At 59.4% G+C, this 15,457-nt stretch carries 18 protein-coding genes; 11 read left to right on the forward strand and 7 right to left on the reverse strand.

The genetic code is table 11. The annotated features are described in order from the left end of the window. Window positions 1–56 precede the first annotated feature (56 nt). Together PKC81_RS00630 and PKC81_RS00635 are read right to left on the reverse strand one after the other, a co-directional pair. Window positions 57–401, reverse strand: a complete 345-nt coding sequence (locus tag PKC81_RS00630; RefSeq protein WP_324332676.1) for a PilZ domain-containing protein — start codon at window positions 399–401, stop codon at window positions 57–59. Between the two features lie 141 nt (window positions 402–542). After that, window positions 543–719, reverse strand: coding sequence for a PspC domain-containing protein (locus PKC81_RS00635; RefSeq protein WP_298597974.1), 177 nt, complete (start codon window positions 717–719; stop codon window positions 543–545). A 572-nt stretch (window positions 720–1,291) separates the two neighbouring features. Between PKC81_RS00635 and recF the strand changes: the two genes are divergently transcribed. The 6 genes from recF to PKC81_RS00665 all read left to right on the forward strand — a co-directional run bounded on the left by recF (window position 1,292) and on the right by PKC81_RS00665 (window position 6,711). Then, on the forward strand, window positions 1,292–2,356 hold the full coding sequence (gene recF / locus PKC81_RS00640) for a DNA replication/repair protein RecF (RefSeq protein ID WP_324332677.1): 1,065 nt from the start codon (window positions 1,292–1,294) through the stop codon (window positions 2,354–2,356). A gap of 28 nt (window positions 2,357–2,384) precedes the next feature. After that, complete coding sequence (locus tag PKC81_RS00645) at window positions 2,385–4,016, forward strand: sulfotransferase (protein ID WP_324332678.1); 1,632 nt, start codon at window positions 2,385–2,387, stop codon at window positions 4,014–4,016. 121 nt (window positions 4,017–4,137) lie between these two features. Continuing rightward, window positions 4,138–4,710 carry a CDP-diacylglycerol--glycerol-3-phosphate 3-phosphatidyltransferase gene (pgsA, locus tag PKC81_RS00650; protein WP_324332679.1) on the forward strand — a complete coding sequence of 191 codons (573 nt, stop codon included), beginning with the start codon at window positions 4,138–4,140 and terminating at the stop codon, window positions 4,708–4,710. 2 nt (window positions 4,711–4,712) lie between these two features. Further along, the gene (gene moaD, locus PKC81_RS00655) at window positions 4,713–4,964 is read left to right on the forward strand and encodes a molybdopterin converting factor subunit 1 (protein WP_324332680.1); all 252 of its coding nucleotides are present in this window, start codon (window positions 4,713–4,715) and stop codon (window positions 4,962–4,964) included. After that, complete coding sequence (locus PKC81_RS00660) at window positions 4,961–5,401, forward strand: molybdenum cofactor biosynthesis protein MoaE (RefSeq protein WP_324332682.1); 441 nt, start codon at window positions 4,961–4,963, stop codon at window positions 5,399–5,401. The genes moaD and PKC81_RS00660 overlap by 4 nt, the downstream gene beginning before the upstream one ends. A gap of 26 nt (window positions 5,402–5,427) precedes the next feature. Then, entirely contained in the window at window positions 5,428–6,711 is a 1,284-nt protein-coding gene (locus tag PKC81_RS00665) for a serine hydrolase domain-containing protein (protein WP_324332683.1), read from the forward strand. Here PKC81_RS00665 and PKC81_RS00670 read toward each other — a convergent pair. After that, complete coding sequence (locus tag PKC81_RS00670) at window positions 6,708–7,616, reverse strand: hydrogen peroxide-inducible genes activator (protein ID WP_324332684.1); 909 nt, start codon at window positions 7,614–7,616, stop codon at window positions 6,708–6,710. The genes PKC81_RS00665 and PKC81_RS00670 overlap by 4 nt on opposite strands. Window positions 7,617–7,801: 185 nt before the next feature. Here PKC81_RS00670 and epsC point away from each other — a divergent pair, with 185 nt between their 5' ends. The 3 genes from epsC to PKC81_RS00685 all read left to right on the forward strand — a co-directional run bounded on the left by epsC (window position 7,802) and on the right by PKC81_RS00685 (window position 9,186). Next, on the forward strand, window positions 7,802–8,518 hold the full coding sequence (gene epsC, locus PKC81_RS00675) for a serine O-acetyltransferase EpsC (RefSeq protein ID WP_115549158.1): 717 nt from the start codon (window positions 7,802–7,804) through the stop codon (window positions 8,516–8,518). Continuing rightward, on the forward strand, window positions 8,515–8,862 hold the full coding sequence (locus tag PKC81_RS00680) for a DUF2794 domain-containing protein (protein WP_298597948.1): 348 nt from the start codon (window positions 8,515–8,517) through the stop codon (window positions 8,860–8,862). Before epsC ends, PKC81_RS00680 begins: the two co-directional genes overlap by 4 nt. A gap of 75 nt (window positions 8,863–8,937) precedes the next feature. Further along, window positions 8,938–9,186 (forward strand): GIY-YIG nuclease family protein, encoded by a 249-nt coding sequence (locus PKC81_RS00685; RefSeq protein WP_324332685.1) that lies wholly within the window; start codon window positions 8,938–8,940, stop codon window positions 9,184–9,186. 101 nt (window positions 9,187–9,287) lie between these two features. Here PKC81_RS00685 and PKC81_RS00690 read toward each other — a convergent pair whose 3' ends face one another. From PKC81_RS00690 to PKC81_RS00700, 3 genes are read right to left on the reverse strand one after another with little or no spacing between them, the layout of a single operon-like run. Continuing rightward, a complete protein-coding gene (locus tag PKC81_RS00690) occupies window positions 9,288–10,538 on the reverse strand; it encodes an alanine racemase (RefSeq protein ID WP_324332688.1) in 1,251 nt (416 codons plus the stop codon). Further along, on the reverse strand, window positions 10,535–11,932 hold the full coding sequence (locus PKC81_RS00695; protein ID WP_324332689.1) for a D-arabinono-1,4-lactone oxidase: 1,398 nt from the start codon (window positions 11,930–11,932) through the stop codon (window positions 10,535–10,537). The genes PKC81_RS00690 and PKC81_RS00695 overlap by 4 nt, the downstream gene beginning before the upstream one ends. Further along, window positions 11,929–12,288 carry a c-type cytochrome gene (locus PKC81_RS00700; protein WP_324332690.1) on the reverse strand — a complete coding sequence of 120 codons (360 nt, stop codon included), beginning with the start codon at window positions 12,286–12,288 and terminating at the stop codon, window positions 11,929–11,931. Before PKC81_RS00700 ends, PKC81_RS00695 begins: the two co-directional genes overlap by 4 nt. A 63-nt stretch (window positions 12,289–12,351) precedes the next feature. Between PKC81_RS00700 and PKC81_RS00705 the strand changes: the two genes are divergently transcribed. Next, window positions 12,352–12,921, forward strand: coding sequence for a helix-turn-helix domain-containing protein (locus PKC81_RS00705; protein WP_324332691.1), 570 nt, complete (start codon window positions 12,352–12,354; stop codon window positions 12,919–12,921). On the opposite strand, the gene PKC81_RS00710 is transcribed toward PKC81_RS00705, so the two are convergent. Continuing rightward, complete coding sequence (locus tag PKC81_RS00710; protein WP_324332692.1) at window positions 12,918–13,823, reverse strand: SDR family NAD(P)-dependent oxidoreductase; 906 nt, start codon at window positions 13,821–13,823, stop codon at window positions 12,918–12,920. The genes PKC81_RS00705 and PKC81_RS00710 overlap by 4 nt on opposite strands. A 216-nt stretch (window positions 13,824–14,039) precedes the next feature. Between PKC81_RS00710 and PKC81_RS00715 the strand changes: the two genes are divergently transcribed. Next, complete coding sequence (locus PKC81_RS00715) at window positions 14,040–15,401, forward strand: porin (protein ID WP_324332693.1); 1,362 nt, start codon at window positions 14,040–14,042, stop codon at window positions 15,399–15,401. Window positions 15,402–15,457: the final 56 nt, after the last annotated feature.

Raw genomic sequence — 15,457 nt, forward strand, 5'->3', positions numbered from 1 at the left:
TCTGCCTAAGCGGCGTTTTTTCGGATGGGTCCGGCTAGCCGGAAATCGCAGAGCCCTCACAAATGGCCGAGCGACGGATATTTGGCGCGGATATGGTCATAGATAGCCGGATGCAGCCGCTGCAGAAACGAACAGCCATATTCATCCTGCTTTTTCCAGACGATGACCGCTTCCAAGGGGGCGAAACCCGGCAGGGTGACATGGATATTCTTGCCTTCGCCCATATAGGTCACTGATGAAATGCGGCAGCCCGACTGGGACAAATCCATGATCAGCGCCTTATGCCGACCTCCGCCATGTTCGCGTACATCAATGGTTATATAGACTTCGCCGCGTGAAAACCTGCGATGTTCGTCGCTTTTATCTACAGTTTCATCCCGTTTGTCCGGGCCTTTTGGCATGGAATGCCTTTCCTGCAAGCGATTGCTTGTATGCATCATAGATTATCACGTTCAAAATTTAAGTCCAAACTGAATAACGCCGTTAAAAATTGATGATTTAGCTGGTGGGCGAGAATTTACCCATTGCCGGGTCGATTGGGGTCAATCGAGGATCAACCCCAAGGCGACGTAAATCAGCAATGCAGAGCCGAAGCCGAACAGCGTGGCGAGTACGAAAACTACGCGGATTACCGTGGCGTCGACGCCGGTCCAGTTGGCGAGGCCTGCGCAGACGCCCCAGATTTTCTTGTTGGCGCGATCAAGCACTAATTTGGTCATTTTGCTTTCCTTTGAAGTAACGGGTTTGATGACTGGGGGCAGGTCGAATTTCGGGTTCATCAGACGATACCACCCTGAAGTGCGGGGGCGATGCTCATCCCGACCGTGACGAAGGCGCACAGCAGAGCGGCTGCGATCGAAAAGAGCTGGTTGCGAGACGAAGCGTTCATTTCAAATTCCTTTCAGGTGTGACGCTGTTACGCGAGATAGGGGGCTACGGGAGCAACTGCCGGGGCAACGCTGACGCCGATGGTCAGGAATGCACATGCGATAGCTGCGAAGATCGAAGCGAACTGATTGCGGGTCGAAATGGTCATTTTAAATATCCTTCCTTGTTCATGTTCCGGAGTGTTCCGGGGATGCCAAGGTTACTGCAGGAGGCGTGCCAGATTTGAAAAAAACAATAATAACAAAGGTATAAAATTGTCCGGTGTAAAAAACACGATTTTACGAACCTGAATATTGGGAAAATACGCCAACATTTTGGGGCTGCTGTGGTGGAAATTGCGCCAAGGCGCACCTTACCCCCAAATCGACGTTGACGCGGCCAGCATCTCGGATAGGGCATCCTAATGGCGCTCGATCGGCTCAACCTGACAGATTTTCGCAACCATGCGGCTTTGAGTGTGCGTCCGCAGGGGCGCTTCATCATTCTGCATGGCGCAAACGGGGCCGGTAAGACCAATATATTGGAGGCCGTTTCGCTGCTGGTGCCGGGGCGGGGTCTGCGCCGGAGCAATTTGCACGAAATGGCGCGACAAGGCGGGGCCGGGGGGTTTACCGTCGCTGCAACCCTAAACGGGACTGCGCTGGGCACAGCTGTGTCGGCTGACGCGCCGGGTCGACGCATAGTGCATATCAATGGTGCAAACTCTGCCATCAACGATCTGGCCGAATGGCTTTCGATCCTGTGGCTGACGCCTGCGATGGACCGGCTGTTCATGGATGGCGCTGGCGCACGGCGGCGTTTCCTTGATCGGTTGGTGCTGGCGCTTGAGCCGTCGCATGCGCTCAACAGCAGCCGCTATGAAAATGCCCTTCGCCAGCGCAACCGTATGCTGTCCGAAGGGCAGGGCGATGCCGCCTGGTTCGACGCGGTCGAGGCAAGCATGGCGCAATATGCCGCCGCGATAATCGAAAGCCGGGCGCGCACAGTGGTGCAGCTTTCCGAACGGCTTGCCGCCATGCCACCATCGCCCTTTGCCCGGCCCAAGCTTGCGCTGGAGGATGCGGAAATGCCCGATGTTGCCGCGTTGGCCGAAGGCTGGAAGGCCAATCGCGGGCGCGAGCGGGCGGCAGGGCGCACGCTGTCCGGCCCGCACCGCAACGACCTGCTCGTTCGACATGACGGTCACGGCCAGCCTGCGGCAAGTTGTTCAACGGGCGAGCAAAAAGCGCTTTTGCTCTCGCTCATCCTCGCCCATGCCCGATTGGTAACCGAATTGCGCGGCGCGCCGCCGATATTGCTGCTCGATGAAGTTGCAGCCCATCTTGATCCCGGCCGTCGTGAAGCCCTGTTCGAGCGGCTTTACAATACCGGTAGCCAGGTCTGGATGACGGGGACGGAGGAGAGCCTGTTCGAAAGTGCAGGGACAGACGCCCTGCGGCTGTACATCGCCGACAGCGCGCTTGGCTGAAACCGGTGAGTGCGATAAGCGCAGCAGAATGACGCAAACTGCTCCTGATCTTGCCAGCCATTATGTCGCGCGCGGAATGCGCAATCCGCAACTTATCGAGGCGGCGCTGGCGATAAATGAAGACCGTTTGCCCGATGCCGAGCCGATCCTGCGCGCGCATCTGCGCAACGATCCGTTCGATGTGGCGGCCATCCGCCTGATGGCGCAGCTGGCGGCGCGGCTGGGGCGGTTCAAGGACAGCGAGGCGCTGTTGAGGAGAGCGTTGGAGCTGGCACCCGATTTCACCGCAGCAAAATCCAATCTGGCAGGCATTTTATACCGGCAGAACCGGTTCGAAGAGGCAGTCGAGTTGCTTGACACGGTGCTGCAGGTCGATGCTGACGATGCAAGCGGACAGAGCCTTATGGCGGCGGCGCTGGGCCGCATTGGCGAATATGATGAGGCGCTGGCGCTTTATGGCGCATTGACCCGGCGTTTCCCGCAGCACGCCAAGCTCTGGATGAGCTATGGCCATGTCCTCAAGACCGTGGGGCAGCAGGACGAAGGCATTGCCTCCTATCGCCGCGCATTGGCAGTGGAGCCGACCCTGGGCGAGGTCTGGTGGAGTCTTGCGAACCTGAAGACCGTGCGCTTTGACGAGGCTGACATAGCTGCGATGGAGGCTGCGCTCGAAACCGCAGGGCTGTCCGACGACGACCGGCTGCATCTGCATTTCGCGCTCGGCAAGGCGTCTGATGACCGGCGCGAGGCTGAAACCTCTTTCGGCCATTATGACCGGGCGAATGCGATCCGGCACAGCCAGCTCGATTATGATCCCGATGTGGTGACGGGCCATGTGGACAAGATCATCGCCACCTTCACCCCCGAATTCATCGCCGCCCGTGCAGGGCAGGGCGATCCCACGCCCGATCCGGTATTCATCCTCGGCATGCCACGGGCAGGATCGACCCTGCTTGAACAGATATTGGCCAGCCATTCGCGGATCGAAGGCACGATGGAATTGCCCGACTTGCCTGCGATAGCGCTGCGCGAAGGCAAGGCGACACCGAGCGGCTGGGTCGATGCCGTAAAGGATATGTCGGCGGAGCGATTGGCCGAGCTCGGTGCGGAATTCCTTCAGCGTACTGCCGTGCAGCGCAAGACCGACAAACCCTTTTACATCGACAAGCTGCCCAATAATTGGGTCTATACCGGCCTCATCCACCTGATCCTTCCCAATGCCAAGATCATCGACGCGCGGCGGCATCCGCTCGATTGCTGTTTCTCCAACTTCCGCCAGCATTTCGCCAAGGGGCAGGCGTTCAGTTACAGCTTGTCTGACATGGGGCGCTATTATGCCGATTATGTGCGGCTGATGGCGCATTTCGACAAGGTGCTGCCGGGGCGCGTCCACCGCGTGATCCACGAACAGGTGATTGAAGAACCCGAAGCACAGGTGCGCGCGATGCTGAACTATCTGGGTGTGCCGTTCGAGGAAGCCTGCCTTAATTTCCACCAGAACAAGCGCGCGGTTCGCACCGCGTCGAGCGAGCAGGTGCGCCGCCCGATCAATCGCGACGGCGTGGAGCAATGGAAACCCTATGAGCAATGGCTCGATCCGCTGAAGGCTGCTTTGGGTGCATTGTGGCGAAGCTACCCGGCTGTGGGTGTCGAAAACTGATGGCTGTGATTTTTCACCGTAGCCCTGAGCCTGTCGAAGAGCGTTTATCGGCAAGGCGTGCTTCGACAGGCTCAGCACTACGGTTTTATTTAGATGCAATTCTAACTAAGACCGAGTCGTTATGCTGAGCCTGCCCAACATCTTGACGCTTTCACGCATCCTGGCGGTGCCGATATTGGTGTTCCTGCTGTGGCCGGGCACGCGACCGGGCCTGACCCAGCCCTTGCCGATCGATTATTGGCTGGCCTTCGCGCTCTACTGCCTGATGGGGATTACCGATTATTTCGACGGCTATCTGGCGCGCGCGCAGGGGACAGTTTCGAAACTCGGTGTGTTCCTTGATCCGATCGCCGACAAGATCATGGTCGGTGCGGTCATCTTGCTGCTGGTCTTCACCCGCGATGTCGATGGCTGGCACGTGATTGCCGCGCTGATCATCCTGCTGCGCGAGATTACGGTTTCGGGCCTGCGCGAATTTCTCGCCGGATTGCAGGTGTCGGTGCCGGTGTCGCAACTGGCCAAATGGAAAACCACGGCGCAGCTGGTCGCTTTTGGCGGCCTCATCCTTGCTGGTGCGTTGCCCGACTGGGCGCTTCTCAAAACCGCCGCGCTCGGCCTGTTGTGGGTTGCCGCTGTACTGACGATCATCACCGGCTGGGATTATCTGCGCGTCGGCATCAAGCATATGGATTGACCATGAAGCTGGTCTATTTCGCACGCGTTCGCGAAGCAATGGGCAGCGACGGCGAGGAGATGGAATTTCCCGCAAGCGTGCTGACGGTTGGCGATGCGATTGACTGGCTGGTCGCGCAATCGCCGCGCCATGCGGAGGCCTTTGCGGACAGGTCGAAGCTTCGCTTCGCGCTCGACCAGCGCATGGTGAAATCTGACGCACCGGTAACAGGCGCAACCGAATTTGCCATCTTCCCGCCGGTCACGGGCGGATGATCCGCGTTTCGGTTCAACGCGAAGCATTCGATATAGCTGCCGAAACCGTGGCGCTGGAGGCAACGGGTGTTGGCGCGGTTGCGACTTTTACGGGCAATGTGCGCGGCGATGACGGTGTAACCGCGATCGAGCTCGAACATTATCCCGGCATGACCGAGGCGAGCCTCAACGACATTTGTGCGATAGCGCAGGAGCGCTGGGGCTTGACCGGCTGTACAATCATTCATCGCGTTGGACGGATGAAGGTCGGCGAGCCCATAGTGCTCGTTGTAACCGCGTCGCCGCACCGCGCGGCTGCGCTGGAGGCCTGTGCCTTCCTGATCGACCGGCTGAAAACCGACGCTCCTTTCTGGAAACGGGAATATCGGGGCGATGTTGCGCATTGGGTGGAGCAGAAAACGAGCGATGTCGAACGCGGCCAGGGTTGGGACGGGTGAACTATATCGATGAAATGGGGTGGGGTATGAAGCGTTTGAGAGATATCGCCTTATGCGGTGCGATCGCATTGGCAGCTATAACTCCGGTTCAGGCCCAAGCGGGTGCATCCAAAGAGACCGCAGAAAGCTTTTCGATCAGCAAGGGGCGCATTGATGCGGCTTTGACGGGCATGGTCAAGGATGGGCGGGCAGTGGGCGTTTCGGCGCTGGTGTGGAAGGATGGGCGGGAGGTCTATTTCGGCAAATCGGGCCACGCCGACCGCGAAAATGGCAAGCCGATGCAGCGCGACACGATCGTGCAGATATACTCCATGACCAAACCGGTTACCGGCGTCGCGCTGATGCAATTGTGGGAGCAGGGGAAGTTCGGTCTCGACGATCCGGTGGCGCGCTATCTGCCCGAATTTGCCAATATGCAGGTTTATGCCGGCAAGGACGTCAACGGTGTTGCGCAATATCGTCCGGCGGGCCGCCCGATCAGCATCCGTGACCTGATGCGACATAGCGCGGGTTTTGCGGGTGAGGGCAAGGAAACGCCCGCGCATGAAGCGTTCAGCCTCGCCAAGCCCTCGGCGCTCGATCACGACCTGTCCGAACTAGGCCGCCGTTTGGCGCGCGTGCCTTTGCTGCATGATCCCGGCGAACGCTGGGTTTATGGCATTTCGGTGGACGTGCAGGCGTTGCTGGTCGAGAGGCTTTCGGGCCAGCCCTATGCAGAATATGTGAAGCAGCATATCCTTGATCCGCTCAAGATGCGCGACACGGCATGGCGCCAGCCGGATGCCAATTTTGCACGCTTCGCAGCCATGTATCTGCGCAAAGATGGAAAATTGGAGCGCGCGAGCGACGCGCAAGCCCGTATGCTCAATTTTGAGGACAACAAGCTCACCCCAGGCGCTTATGGCCTTGCCTCCACGCTCGACGATTATATGCGCTTCGCCCGGATGCTGTTGGGTAAGGGCCAGTTGGAAGGGGTGCGCATTCTGAAACCATCCACGGTCGAATTGATGGCGAGTGATCATCTTGATCCGCGGGTAACCGACCGGCAATGGTTGCCCGGCAAGGGCTCGGTCGGTTTCGGCTTCGACTTTGCCGTGCGCAAATCGCCACCGCAGACGAAAGAGGAAAATCGCGGTGCGACCGGCGAGTTTTTCTGGGATGGTGCTGCAACGACATTGTTCTGGGTCGATCCAGCAAACAATCTGGCGGCGGTCTATTTTGTGCAGGTGATGCCATTTGACGGCACATTGCACCATGACATCCGCCAGGCGGTCTATGGGGCGAGCTATCTCGGACCGTCCGGCGATTAGGCGTTGTTGACCAGTTCGCGCATCGTTTCGGCGAGCAGTTCGAATTCAGGCTGACGCGGGCTGTTGGTGCGCCATACGAGTGCGATTTCACGGCTGGCATGCGGCGCGTCGAGCGGGCGGGCCAATACTTCGGTGCCGTTGAGCAGCCCGTTCTTCACCGCAATTTCGGGTACCAAAGTCTGGCCGAGGCCGTTATCGACCATCTGGATCAGCGTGTGCAGCGAAGTGCCAAGCATCGTTGCCGACGCGCGCAATTCGGGGCGGTTGCACGCAGCGAGGGCATGATCCTTCAGGCAATGTCCGTCGACGAGCAGCAAGAGGCGCGATTCATCGATCATTTCAGGGAGGATAGTGCTTGGCGGATTGTCCGGCTCGCCCTTGGGAAAGGCAACATAAAGCCGGTCGTCGAATAGCTTGGCATGCTCGGTATCGCCGCAACCATAAGGCAGCGCCAACAGCACGCAATCGACCTGCCCGCGGTGTAGTGCCTCACACGCAGCTGCACTGGTTTCTTCGCGCAGATAGAGCTTGAGATCGGGATATTTCTTGCGCAGTGCAGGCAGCAGGCGCGGAAGCAGGAAGGGGGCGATGGTCGGGATCACGCTCATCCGCAATTCGTCGGCCAACGGCTTTCCGGCAGCGCGCGCCATATCGGCCAGTTCCTCGGCCTCGCGCAATATGCGGTGCGCCTTGGCAACCATTTTCTTGCCCAAAGGGGTGAAGCGCACAACGCGGCGGGTGCGTTCGACCAGCACCAGCCCGAGCAGCGACTCGAGCTCGCGGATTCCTGCGGACAATGTCGACTGCGTGACATAGCAGGCATCGGCTGCTTTGCCGAAATGGCCATGCTCCTCGAGCGCGACCAGATATTGCAACTGTTTCAGCGTTGGCAGATAGGTCGACATAAAGCGGTCCAATCGATTAATCGGGCTTAATTAATCGCCTTATCCGATAAAATCCATGTTTTTCCTTTGACCAAGGTCAACAGGTCTGGAATTATTTGCATCAGCGCTTAACTTTACAGGCGTAACAAACGAATGGCCAATGCGGACAGGAAGTCCGCACTGCGGGTTGCGGGAGGTAAAAGGCCATGCTTGGAAATTTTGTCGAATATCTCGACTCGATCAAGGCACGCGATCCGGCGCCGCGTACACGCTGGGAGATTTTGCTCTATCCGGGCGTATGGGCGCTCGGGATGCACCGTGTCGCGCATTGGCTGTTCAAGGGCGAGATGTATTTCCTCGCGCGGTTGGTGAACCACATCTCCCGCTTCCTGACAGCGATCGATATTCACCCGGGCGCGACAATCGGGCGGAATTTCTTCATCGACCATGGCTTTGTGGTGATCGGCGAGACCGCCGAGATCGGTGACAATGTGACCATCTATCAGGGGGCTACGCTGGGCGGCACCAACCCGACCAGCGGACAAGGCGGCAAGCGCCACCCGACTTTGGGCGACAATGTGATTGTCAGTCTGGGTGCGGCGATCTTGGGCCCGCTGACCGTCGGCGCGAACAGCCGTATCGGTGCCAATGCGGTGGTCACCAAGGATGTGCCCGAAGGTGCGACGATGGTGGGCATTCCGGCCAAGCCGACTTTGGTCGAAGTGAAGCCCGAAACGCAGAATTTTGTGCCTTATGGCACACCGTGCAGCGAACGCTTCGATCCGGCGACGCAAAAACTCGAACTGCTGCAATGCGAAATGGAAACGATGCAGAAGCGCCTCGCCGTGCTGCTCGAAGAGCGCGATGCCCTTGCGGCGGCCAAAAGTTCGGCACGCAAGCGTGGAGGTAGCAAACCGGCTTGAGCGCGATCATCACGCCCTTTCCGGTTTCAGCGCGCCATCCGGCGCAGGTCGGCTTTGAGCGTGACGAACTTACCCGCATTTTGGATTTGTACGGTCGCATGGTTGCGGCGGGAAACTGGCGCGACTACGCCATCGATCTTGGCCGCGATGTAGCCATTTTCTCGGCTTTCCGGCGCACAGCCGAACGCCCCGAATATCGCATCGTCAAAGACCCCTCGCTGCGCAACAAGCAAGGCATGTGGGCGCTGATTGGTGAAGGCGGCGCCGTGCTGAAACGCGGGCACGAACTGGTGCCGGTGCTAGCGCCGGTGGAGCGCAAACTGCTGAAGCTGGTTGAGGGCTAGCGGGCTAATTACTTGCGTTCCAGAACCGTAGCCCTGAGCTTGTCGAAGGGCGCCTTGCGGTTTACGCTGTCCCCTATGACCAGCGACTGGATGTTCCATTGCTATTTGCTAAGATGTTCTGACGGCACATTTTATTGCGGCCATACAGATGATCTGGACAGGCGGTTGGCTGAACACCAGTCGGGTGTATGCGGAGGATATGCTTACAAGCGCCGACCGGTTGAACTTGCGTGGAACGATGCGTTCCAGTCGCGTGATGATGCCAAGGCTGCCGAAAAGCGGATCAAGGGTTGGAGCCGGGCAAAGAAGGAAGCGTTGATCTAACGCGATTGGGCGCGGATATCAGAGCTTGCCCGATGCCGTGGTTTGAACCGATAGGCGCCCTTCGACAGGCTCAGGGCTACGGTTTTCTTGCGCGGGAACCCTTAAGCACTCACCGGTAAAGTCGGCCAATACTCGGCTATCTCGCCCCCGTCGAACACCGCGATGTCGCCGAATTGCAGGAACAGCGCCTCGCTCTGGTCTGGGCGCAGGAAGATGGTGTCCCCCGGTTTGAGGGCAATTTTCTTCGAACCGGTCAGCAATTCCTGATTGGAAGAGCGGCCGAACAGCTTGGAATATTGCAGGCCTTCCGGCGATGCGGGTTTGGCAAGCCAGTGGCCGCCATGGATGTAGAAGCCGCGTTCGGTGTTGCGATCCCACCAATGGAGTGCGCCCGATAGCGGCTCGAGGCCGGGTAGTTGCTGGTCGCTGCTGGCCTTGAGCACGGGTGTGGCTATGAAAGCCGCCGGGGTCAGGTCGGCCAGATCGTCATAGTCGAAATCGCCGGGTTTGACGAAAGCGGAGCCGACCGAGACCTCATTGGCGACGGTTCCCTTGCAGTGGCGGCGGAAAGTGGGGCTGCCTGCGCCGTTGAGTGTCATCGCGCCGATATCGAGGTCGGCAGACTTCAATATTCCGATAGCGTTTTTATAGGCTGCCTGCGTCGCCGCATAGGTCTTGTCCGGGTTCGGCATTTTGGGGACGTGCGGGTCATAACCCATCAGGCCTGAGAGCTTTACGCCGGCCTTTTTCGCGGCCCCGACCGTGTCGGAAAGCATAGCCGGATCGGCAAAGCCGCCGCGATGGAGGCCGACGTCGATCTCAAGGCTGGCATTCAACTGCACCCCGCGTGCCTTTGCCACCTCGATATATTCGGAGAGGCGCAGCGGCGTATCGATCAGCCACTGCACATTGGCGATGGCAGCGCTACCCGCTTTATCGATCACGCGCGCATATTCGCTGGCGGGGAGGGGCTTACCCATCAGATAGTCAACATCGGCGCGCTGCGGCAACAGTTGGAGCAGCATCTCGGCACTGAACACCATCAACCGGTTGCTGCCCATTCCGGCAAGCACCGCATCCAGCAGCTTGGGTGAAGGCAGTGACTTGGCGACGACGCGCAACGGGAGGCCTGCCTTGTCGACGCTTTGCCGGATAGAGGTCACATTGGCGGCAAGTCTCTTGCGGTCGATGACCAGCGTGGGGCGGTTGAGACCGGCACGGCCGAGCGCAGCAGCTAGCCCTTTGAAATAGTCGCTGTGCATCGCTCCCTCCTCTGCCGGGCGCAGCAGCATTGCACCCGCTCCCGCTGCAATCAAGGCACCGCCGCCAATAAAGAAGGTGCGGCGCTTCATCCGAAAATCCGTTTCAGGAACGGATTGAGCATCCGGCCTTCGGGATCGACCGCGCGCCTTACCGCATCCGCCTCGGCAAATTGCGGATAAAGCCGCTTGAAATCCCGCGCGCCGAGCGAATGCAGCTTGCCCCAATGCGGGCGCCCCCCAGCTTCGCGGAATACGGGCTCGGCCAGCTTGTACATCCAGTCATGGTCTTCCTTGTACCAGGCGTGCACCGCTATCGAGCCGCTTTCGCGCTCGTAAAAAGGCGACAGCCAGGCATCGTCGGGGGCTATGATCCGCGCCTCGATCGGAAAGAAAACGCCACGCGCGTCGCTTTCGATCCGGCGGATGATTTCACGCAACACGCCAACCTGCTCGCCAATCGGCAGGTGATATTCCATTTCCTTGAAACGCACCGGCCGCTCGTTCGAAAGCAGTTTCCAGCCTTCGTCGATGGCGATATCGGGCGGGATGTCGGCCATTGCCGATTGCGCGGCTTTCTTACGCAGTTCAGGCGCAAATTCGAACAGGTCACGCAGCGATTTCAGGTCCATCAGCGTATCGGTATCGCCATCGGGCCCGCGCGGACTGACCGGTTCGGTTGTTGTGTCATGTGTGATGAGCGCCGATTTGCCAGTAAAGGGGAGGACGAGGAATTCGGCATTGCGATGCTTTTCGGCGAGCGCAGGCCATTGGCGCAACATGTCTTCGGTGTCGACCAAAGTGACGATTTTCTTCACCCGTTCGAGCGGGCGGTTCTGCAAGGTGACTTCGCTCAATACGCCAAATGCGCCCAGCGATACGCGCGCGGAATGAAACAGGTCTGGCCTTACATCGCGGCTGCATTCCGCGACTTCGCCATTGGGCAGCACTAGCCGCATCGCGGTCACTTCGCCATGGATCGCCTTTACGCCTTTCCCGGTCCCGTGCGTGCCGGTGGCCAACGCGCCTGCCAGCGTCTGTTTGTTGATATCGGGCAGGTTGGGCATTTCCTGCCCAATCCCGGCGAGTAACGGGCCGAGCGCGGAAAGTTTGGTCCCTGCTCGAACGGTCGCGGTCATCGCCGTTGCATCATGGCTAACAAGCCCGCTCAACCGATCGAGCGAAAGCAATGTGCCCTCGGTCGGGACCAGTGCGGTGAAGCTGTGGCCAGAACCTACAGGACGCACGGGCGTCTGGGCTTTGGGCAGCAGGGCGGCGAGCTCGGCCTCGTTTGCAGGGGCGGCGCGGGCGGCTGGATAGGCATGCTCGTTCCCCGCCCAGTTCGACCAGAGAGCACGGCCGTTGGTATCTATGGCGACGGGCGGTTCAGGCTCACGGCTCAACCACATTCGCCGTCCGGCCAGCCCGCCGATGCCCAGCGCCAGCAGTCCGGCTCCTCCCAATAATGCGCGACGGCCCAGTTTCATTGTTTTTCCTCCCGGCCAGCCATGAAGCGGATCAAGGCTTTCATGTCATCAGGTGTGCAGCTGAAACATTGGCCGCCGGCGGGCATGCCCTTCTTACCCTGAATGGCAGCCGCAAGAAGCACATCTTCGCCTTGTGCCCAGCGCGCATCCCAAAGGGTGCGGTCGCCGGTCAAGGGCGCGAGCGAATCCTTGACGGTATGGCAGGCCTTGCACGAGCCAGCATAAAGTTCGGCGAGTTTCGGATCGGATGGTGACAGCATCGCGCTCTCCGCCTCGCTCAGCGGCTTGGGCGGGGGCTCTCCGCTGCCACAGGCCGCAAGTGGCATTGCCAGAATCGCCAGCGCAATTTTTCGCATGCTTTCCCCTTCCCAAAGCAAGAAATATAGCTATAACTATATTTCGTCAAGCAGGATAATGGAATGCAGCGCAGGCCCCTCCAGAAACGATCAATCGCGACACGGGAAAAGCTGCTCGATGCGGCGGGCGAACTGCTGGCTGAAGTTGGGGTGGAGCGGCTCAGCACCAATTTGGTTGCAGCCAAAGCCGGTGTCACGCCGCCGACGCTCTACCATTATTTCGATGACAAATATGCGCTGCTGGCGGCGCTGGGAATGCGGCTGATGGCGGCGCAGAATGCGCTGGTCCCGCTGGAGCCGGGGCAGGGGGAGGATGCAATCGCCAAGTCTCTGCTCGACCATGTCGACCTGACACGCCAGAGCCCCGGCGGACCATGGGTGATGCGGATGCTGCGCGCGGTGCCGCAATTGGCCGAGGTGCGGCTGGCGTCGCACCGGATGCTGGCAGAGGCTTTGGTGGAGCGCGCGCTGGCATTGGAGCCGCGGCAGGATCGGGCCAGTCTGGAGCGCCGTGCGCGGCTGGCGGTCGATCTGGGATATGCGGCTATCGAACTCGTCTTCGACGAACCCGAGCTCGATAGCCGGTTAATCATGCAGGATGCGGCCCGGGCGATCCGGGCCTTGTTGGCTTAGCCAGCCTTTGCCTGCAGCAGCTTCATCGCCTGCATCGACTGTTCGCCACCCGATTGGGGGACGATTTCGCCGGTACGGTCGCTGATGGCTGCGAAATTGGCCGCAACGCCTTCGGGTGACAGGTCCTCGCCTGACAACAGCATACCCTGCGTCATGGTGACATTGGCGGTGTGGAAGAAACCGGCACCTGCGCCCATGATGACGTTGGCAGGCGCGTCTTCCGATACGAGGAACAGGGCGGCCGGAACGACATTGACCGGATCGAACATTGCGAAAGCCGCGGGCGGCAAAATGTCTTCGGTCATGCGGGTCGCCGCGATCGGTGCCAGCGTGTTGCACTTCACATTGTACTTTGCGCCTTCAAGATAGAGCGACTTGGTGAAGCCTGCGAGGCCGAGTTTCGCCGCGCCATAGTTGGTCTGGCCGAAATTGCCGTACAGGCCGGTCGACGACGCGGTCATCAGGATGCGGCCATAATTTTGTTCGCGCATCGTATCCCACACCGCCTTGGTGCAGTTGGCCGAGCCGTTGAGGTGGACGTCGACTACCAGTTTCCAGTCAGCCATTTCCATCTTGGTGAAGCTCTTGTCGCGCAGGATACCTGCATTGTTGATCAGGATGTGGACGCCGCCCCAGGCTTCTTTCGCCTTGGCAACCATTTCGACCATCTGCTCATATTCGGTGACACTGCCGCCGTTCGACATCGCTTCACCGCCAGCCGCCTTGATTTCTTCAACCACTTTGAGTGCGGCATCCGAATGGCCGGTGCCGTCGCGAGATCCGCCGAGGTCGTTCACGACAACCTTAGCCCCGCGCTTGGCGAGTTCGAGCGCATAGGCACGGCCCAGTCCGCCGCCCGCACCGGTCACAATGGCGACTTTATCCTTGAAGTTGATGGTCATTTTCATGCTCCAGATTTAAGAGGTTCATAGGCGCCCAAAAGCGACTCCAAACCCCGGGAATTTGCGGGGCGCGGATTGGCACGGCCCTTACGTTTACGCAAGCGTAAAGCGGTGGAATTTGGATGCTGTAACAAAAGCTACTTATTGCCGTCATAAAGGCGACGCGAATTGGCAATCTATTTGTCACGGTGATTCGGGGAAGGAAAAGGGACCGACATGAAATTCGCACGCAAATTGCTGCTCGGTAGCGCTGCCACAGCCGCCATGCTCGCGTCCAATCCGGCGCTCGCACAGTCGAATGACGCCGAGATGGAAGCTCTGCGGGCCGAAGTTGCCGCGTTGAAAGCGCAACTGGCCGAACTGTCGGCCAAGGTTGAAAAGGTGGCAGCGACGCCTGCACCTGCGCCCTCCCCGGTGGCTGTCTCTGCCGCCGAAAAGAAGCCTGCTGCCGAAATTTCATGGAAGGGCTCGCCCGAGATTAAGGGCGAGGGCGGTTGGAGCTTCAAGCCGCGCGGACGTCTTCAGATTGATGCAGCGTCGATCAATCCGTCTGACACCATCGCGACCAACAGCTTGGGTTCAACCGTTCGCGTGCGCCGCGCGCAATTCGGTATGGACGGCACAATCCCGGGCGGTTTTGGCTATCGCGTCGAAGCCGATATCGGCAGCGGTTCGGCTGAACTGACTGACATGTACCTCACCTACAAGGCGAACAAGGAACTGACGATAACCCTTGGCCAGCACAAGCCCTTTTGGGGTCTGGAAGAGCTGACGAGCGACCTGTTCACCAGCTTCAACGAGCGCGCCGCCTATCATGGTGCCTTCGGGTTCGAACGGCGTGTCGGCCTGTCTGCGACTTATGTAGCCAAGAATCTGCTGCTGCAGGGCGGCATTTTCGCTGACAATGCAGCCGATCTAAACGGTGACGGTACGAACAACAGCCGCAGCTTTGATGGCCGCATCGTGTTCATGCCCAAAATGGGCAATACACAGCTGCACCTCGGTGCATCGGGCCATAGCCGCCGTTTCAACGATTTTTCGAGCACCGCGCGCTATCGCGCCCGCCCCTTCACCCGCACCACCGACACCCGTTTTGTCGATACGCGCGGGTTCCTTGCGAATGGAGAGGACAGCTTCGGTCTTGAAGCCTTGGTCAACAATGGCCGCTTCCACGCCAGCGCCGAAAGCCACTGGTTGACCGCCAAGCGCATCGGCGCCTTTGCCGACCCGACCTTCAACGGCGGTTATGCGGAGGTTGGCTATTTCCTGACCAAGGATTCGCTCGCCTATAAGGGCGGCGTAGTCGATCGCACCAAACCCGCCAATCCGTTGGGCAAGGGTGGCATGGGTGCGTGGCAAATCAACGCCCGTTATGACTGGGTTGATCTTTCTGATGAAGCCGTCACCGGAGGAAAGCAGCAGATCTACGGCCTATCGCTGGTCTGGACTCCGACCGAATATGTGCGCTTCATGGCCAATTACGGCCATCTCGAACTGACCGACGCGGCTGTGCTTGCGGGCGGCAGCGGCGACTATTCGGCAGATGTTGTCGGCATGCGCGCGCAGATCGATTTCTGACGCCTGAGTTTAACCTTTGCGCAAAGGCTGTCCCGTTCCAAGACGTAGGCCAGCCT

Source organism: Sphingorhabdus sp., assembly GCF_035329025.1.
In the GTDB taxonomy this organism is placed as follows: domain Bacteria; phylum Pseudomonadota; class Alphaproteobacteria; order Sphingomonadales; family Sphingomonadaceae; genus Sphingorhabdus_B.

Bases quoted from the DNA above. Each gene is read 5' to 3' on its own strand.
- pgsA (WP_324332679.1), top strand. From the start codon at position 4,138: ATGCTGAGCCTGCCCAACATCTTGACGCTTTCACGCATCCTGGCGGTG.
- PKC81_RS00705 (WP_324332691.1), top strand. From the start codon at position 12,352: ATGCAGCGCAGGCCCCTCCAGAAACGATCAATCGCGACACGGGAAAAG.
- PKC81_RS00645 (WP_324332678.1), top strand. From the start codon at position 2,385: ATGACGCAAACTGCTCCTGATCTTGCCAGCCATTATGTCGCGCGCGGA.
- moaD (WP_324332680.1), top strand. From the start codon at position 4,713: ATGAAGCTGGTCTATTTCGCACGCGTTCGCGAAGCAATGGGCAGCGAC.
- PKC81_RS00630 (WP_324332676.1), bottom strand. From the start codon at position 401: ATGCCAAAAGGCCCGGACAAACGGGATGAAACTGTAGATAAAAGCGAC.
- PKC81_RS00715 (WP_324332693.1), top strand. From the start codon at position 14,040: ATGAAATTCGCACGCAAATTGCTGCTCGGTAGCGCTGCCACAGCCGCC.
- PKC81_RS00700 (WP_324332690.1), bottom strand. From the start codon at position 12,288: ATGCGAAAAATTGCGCTGGCGATTCTGGCAATGCCACTTGCGGCCTGT.
- epsC (WP_115549158.1), top strand. From the start codon at position 7,802: ATGCTTGGAAATTTTGTCGAATATCTCGACTCGATCAAGGCACGCGAT.
- PKC81_RS00710 (WP_324332692.1), bottom strand. From the start codon at position 13,823: ATGACCATCAACTTCAAGGATAAAGTCGCCATTGTGACCGGTGCGGGC.
- PKC81_RS00670 (WP_324332684.1), bottom strand. From the start codon at position 7,616: ATGTCGACCTATCTGCCAACGCTGAAACAGTTGCAATATCTGGTCGCG.
- PKC81_RS00665 (WP_324332683.1), top strand. From the start codon at position 5,428: ATGAAGCGTTTGAGAGATATCGCCTTATGCGGTGCGATCGCATTGGCA.
- PKC81_RS00695 (WP_324332689.1), bottom strand. From the start codon at position 11,932: ATGAAACTGGGCCGTCGCGCATTATTGGGAGGAGCCGGACTGCTGGCG.
- PKC81_RS00690 (WP_324332688.1), bottom strand. From the start codon at position 10,538: ATGAAGCGCCGCACCTTCTTTATTGGCGGCGGTGCCTTGATTGCAGCG.
- PKC81_RS00635 (WP_298597974.1), bottom strand. From the start codon at position 719: ATGACCAAATTAGTGCTTGATCGCGCCAACAAGAAAATCTGGGGCGTC.
- PKC81_RS00660 (WP_324332682.1), top strand. From the start codon at position 4,961: ATGATCCGCGTTTCGGTTCAACGCGAAGCATTCGATATAGCTGCCGAA.
- PKC81_RS00685 (WP_324332685.1), top strand. From the start codon at position 8,938: ATGACCAGCGACTGGATGTTCCATTGCTATTTGCTAAGATGTTCTGAC.
- recF (WP_324332677.1), top strand. From the start codon at position 1,292: ATGGCGCTCGATCGGCTCAACCTGACAGATTTTCGCAACCATGCGGCT.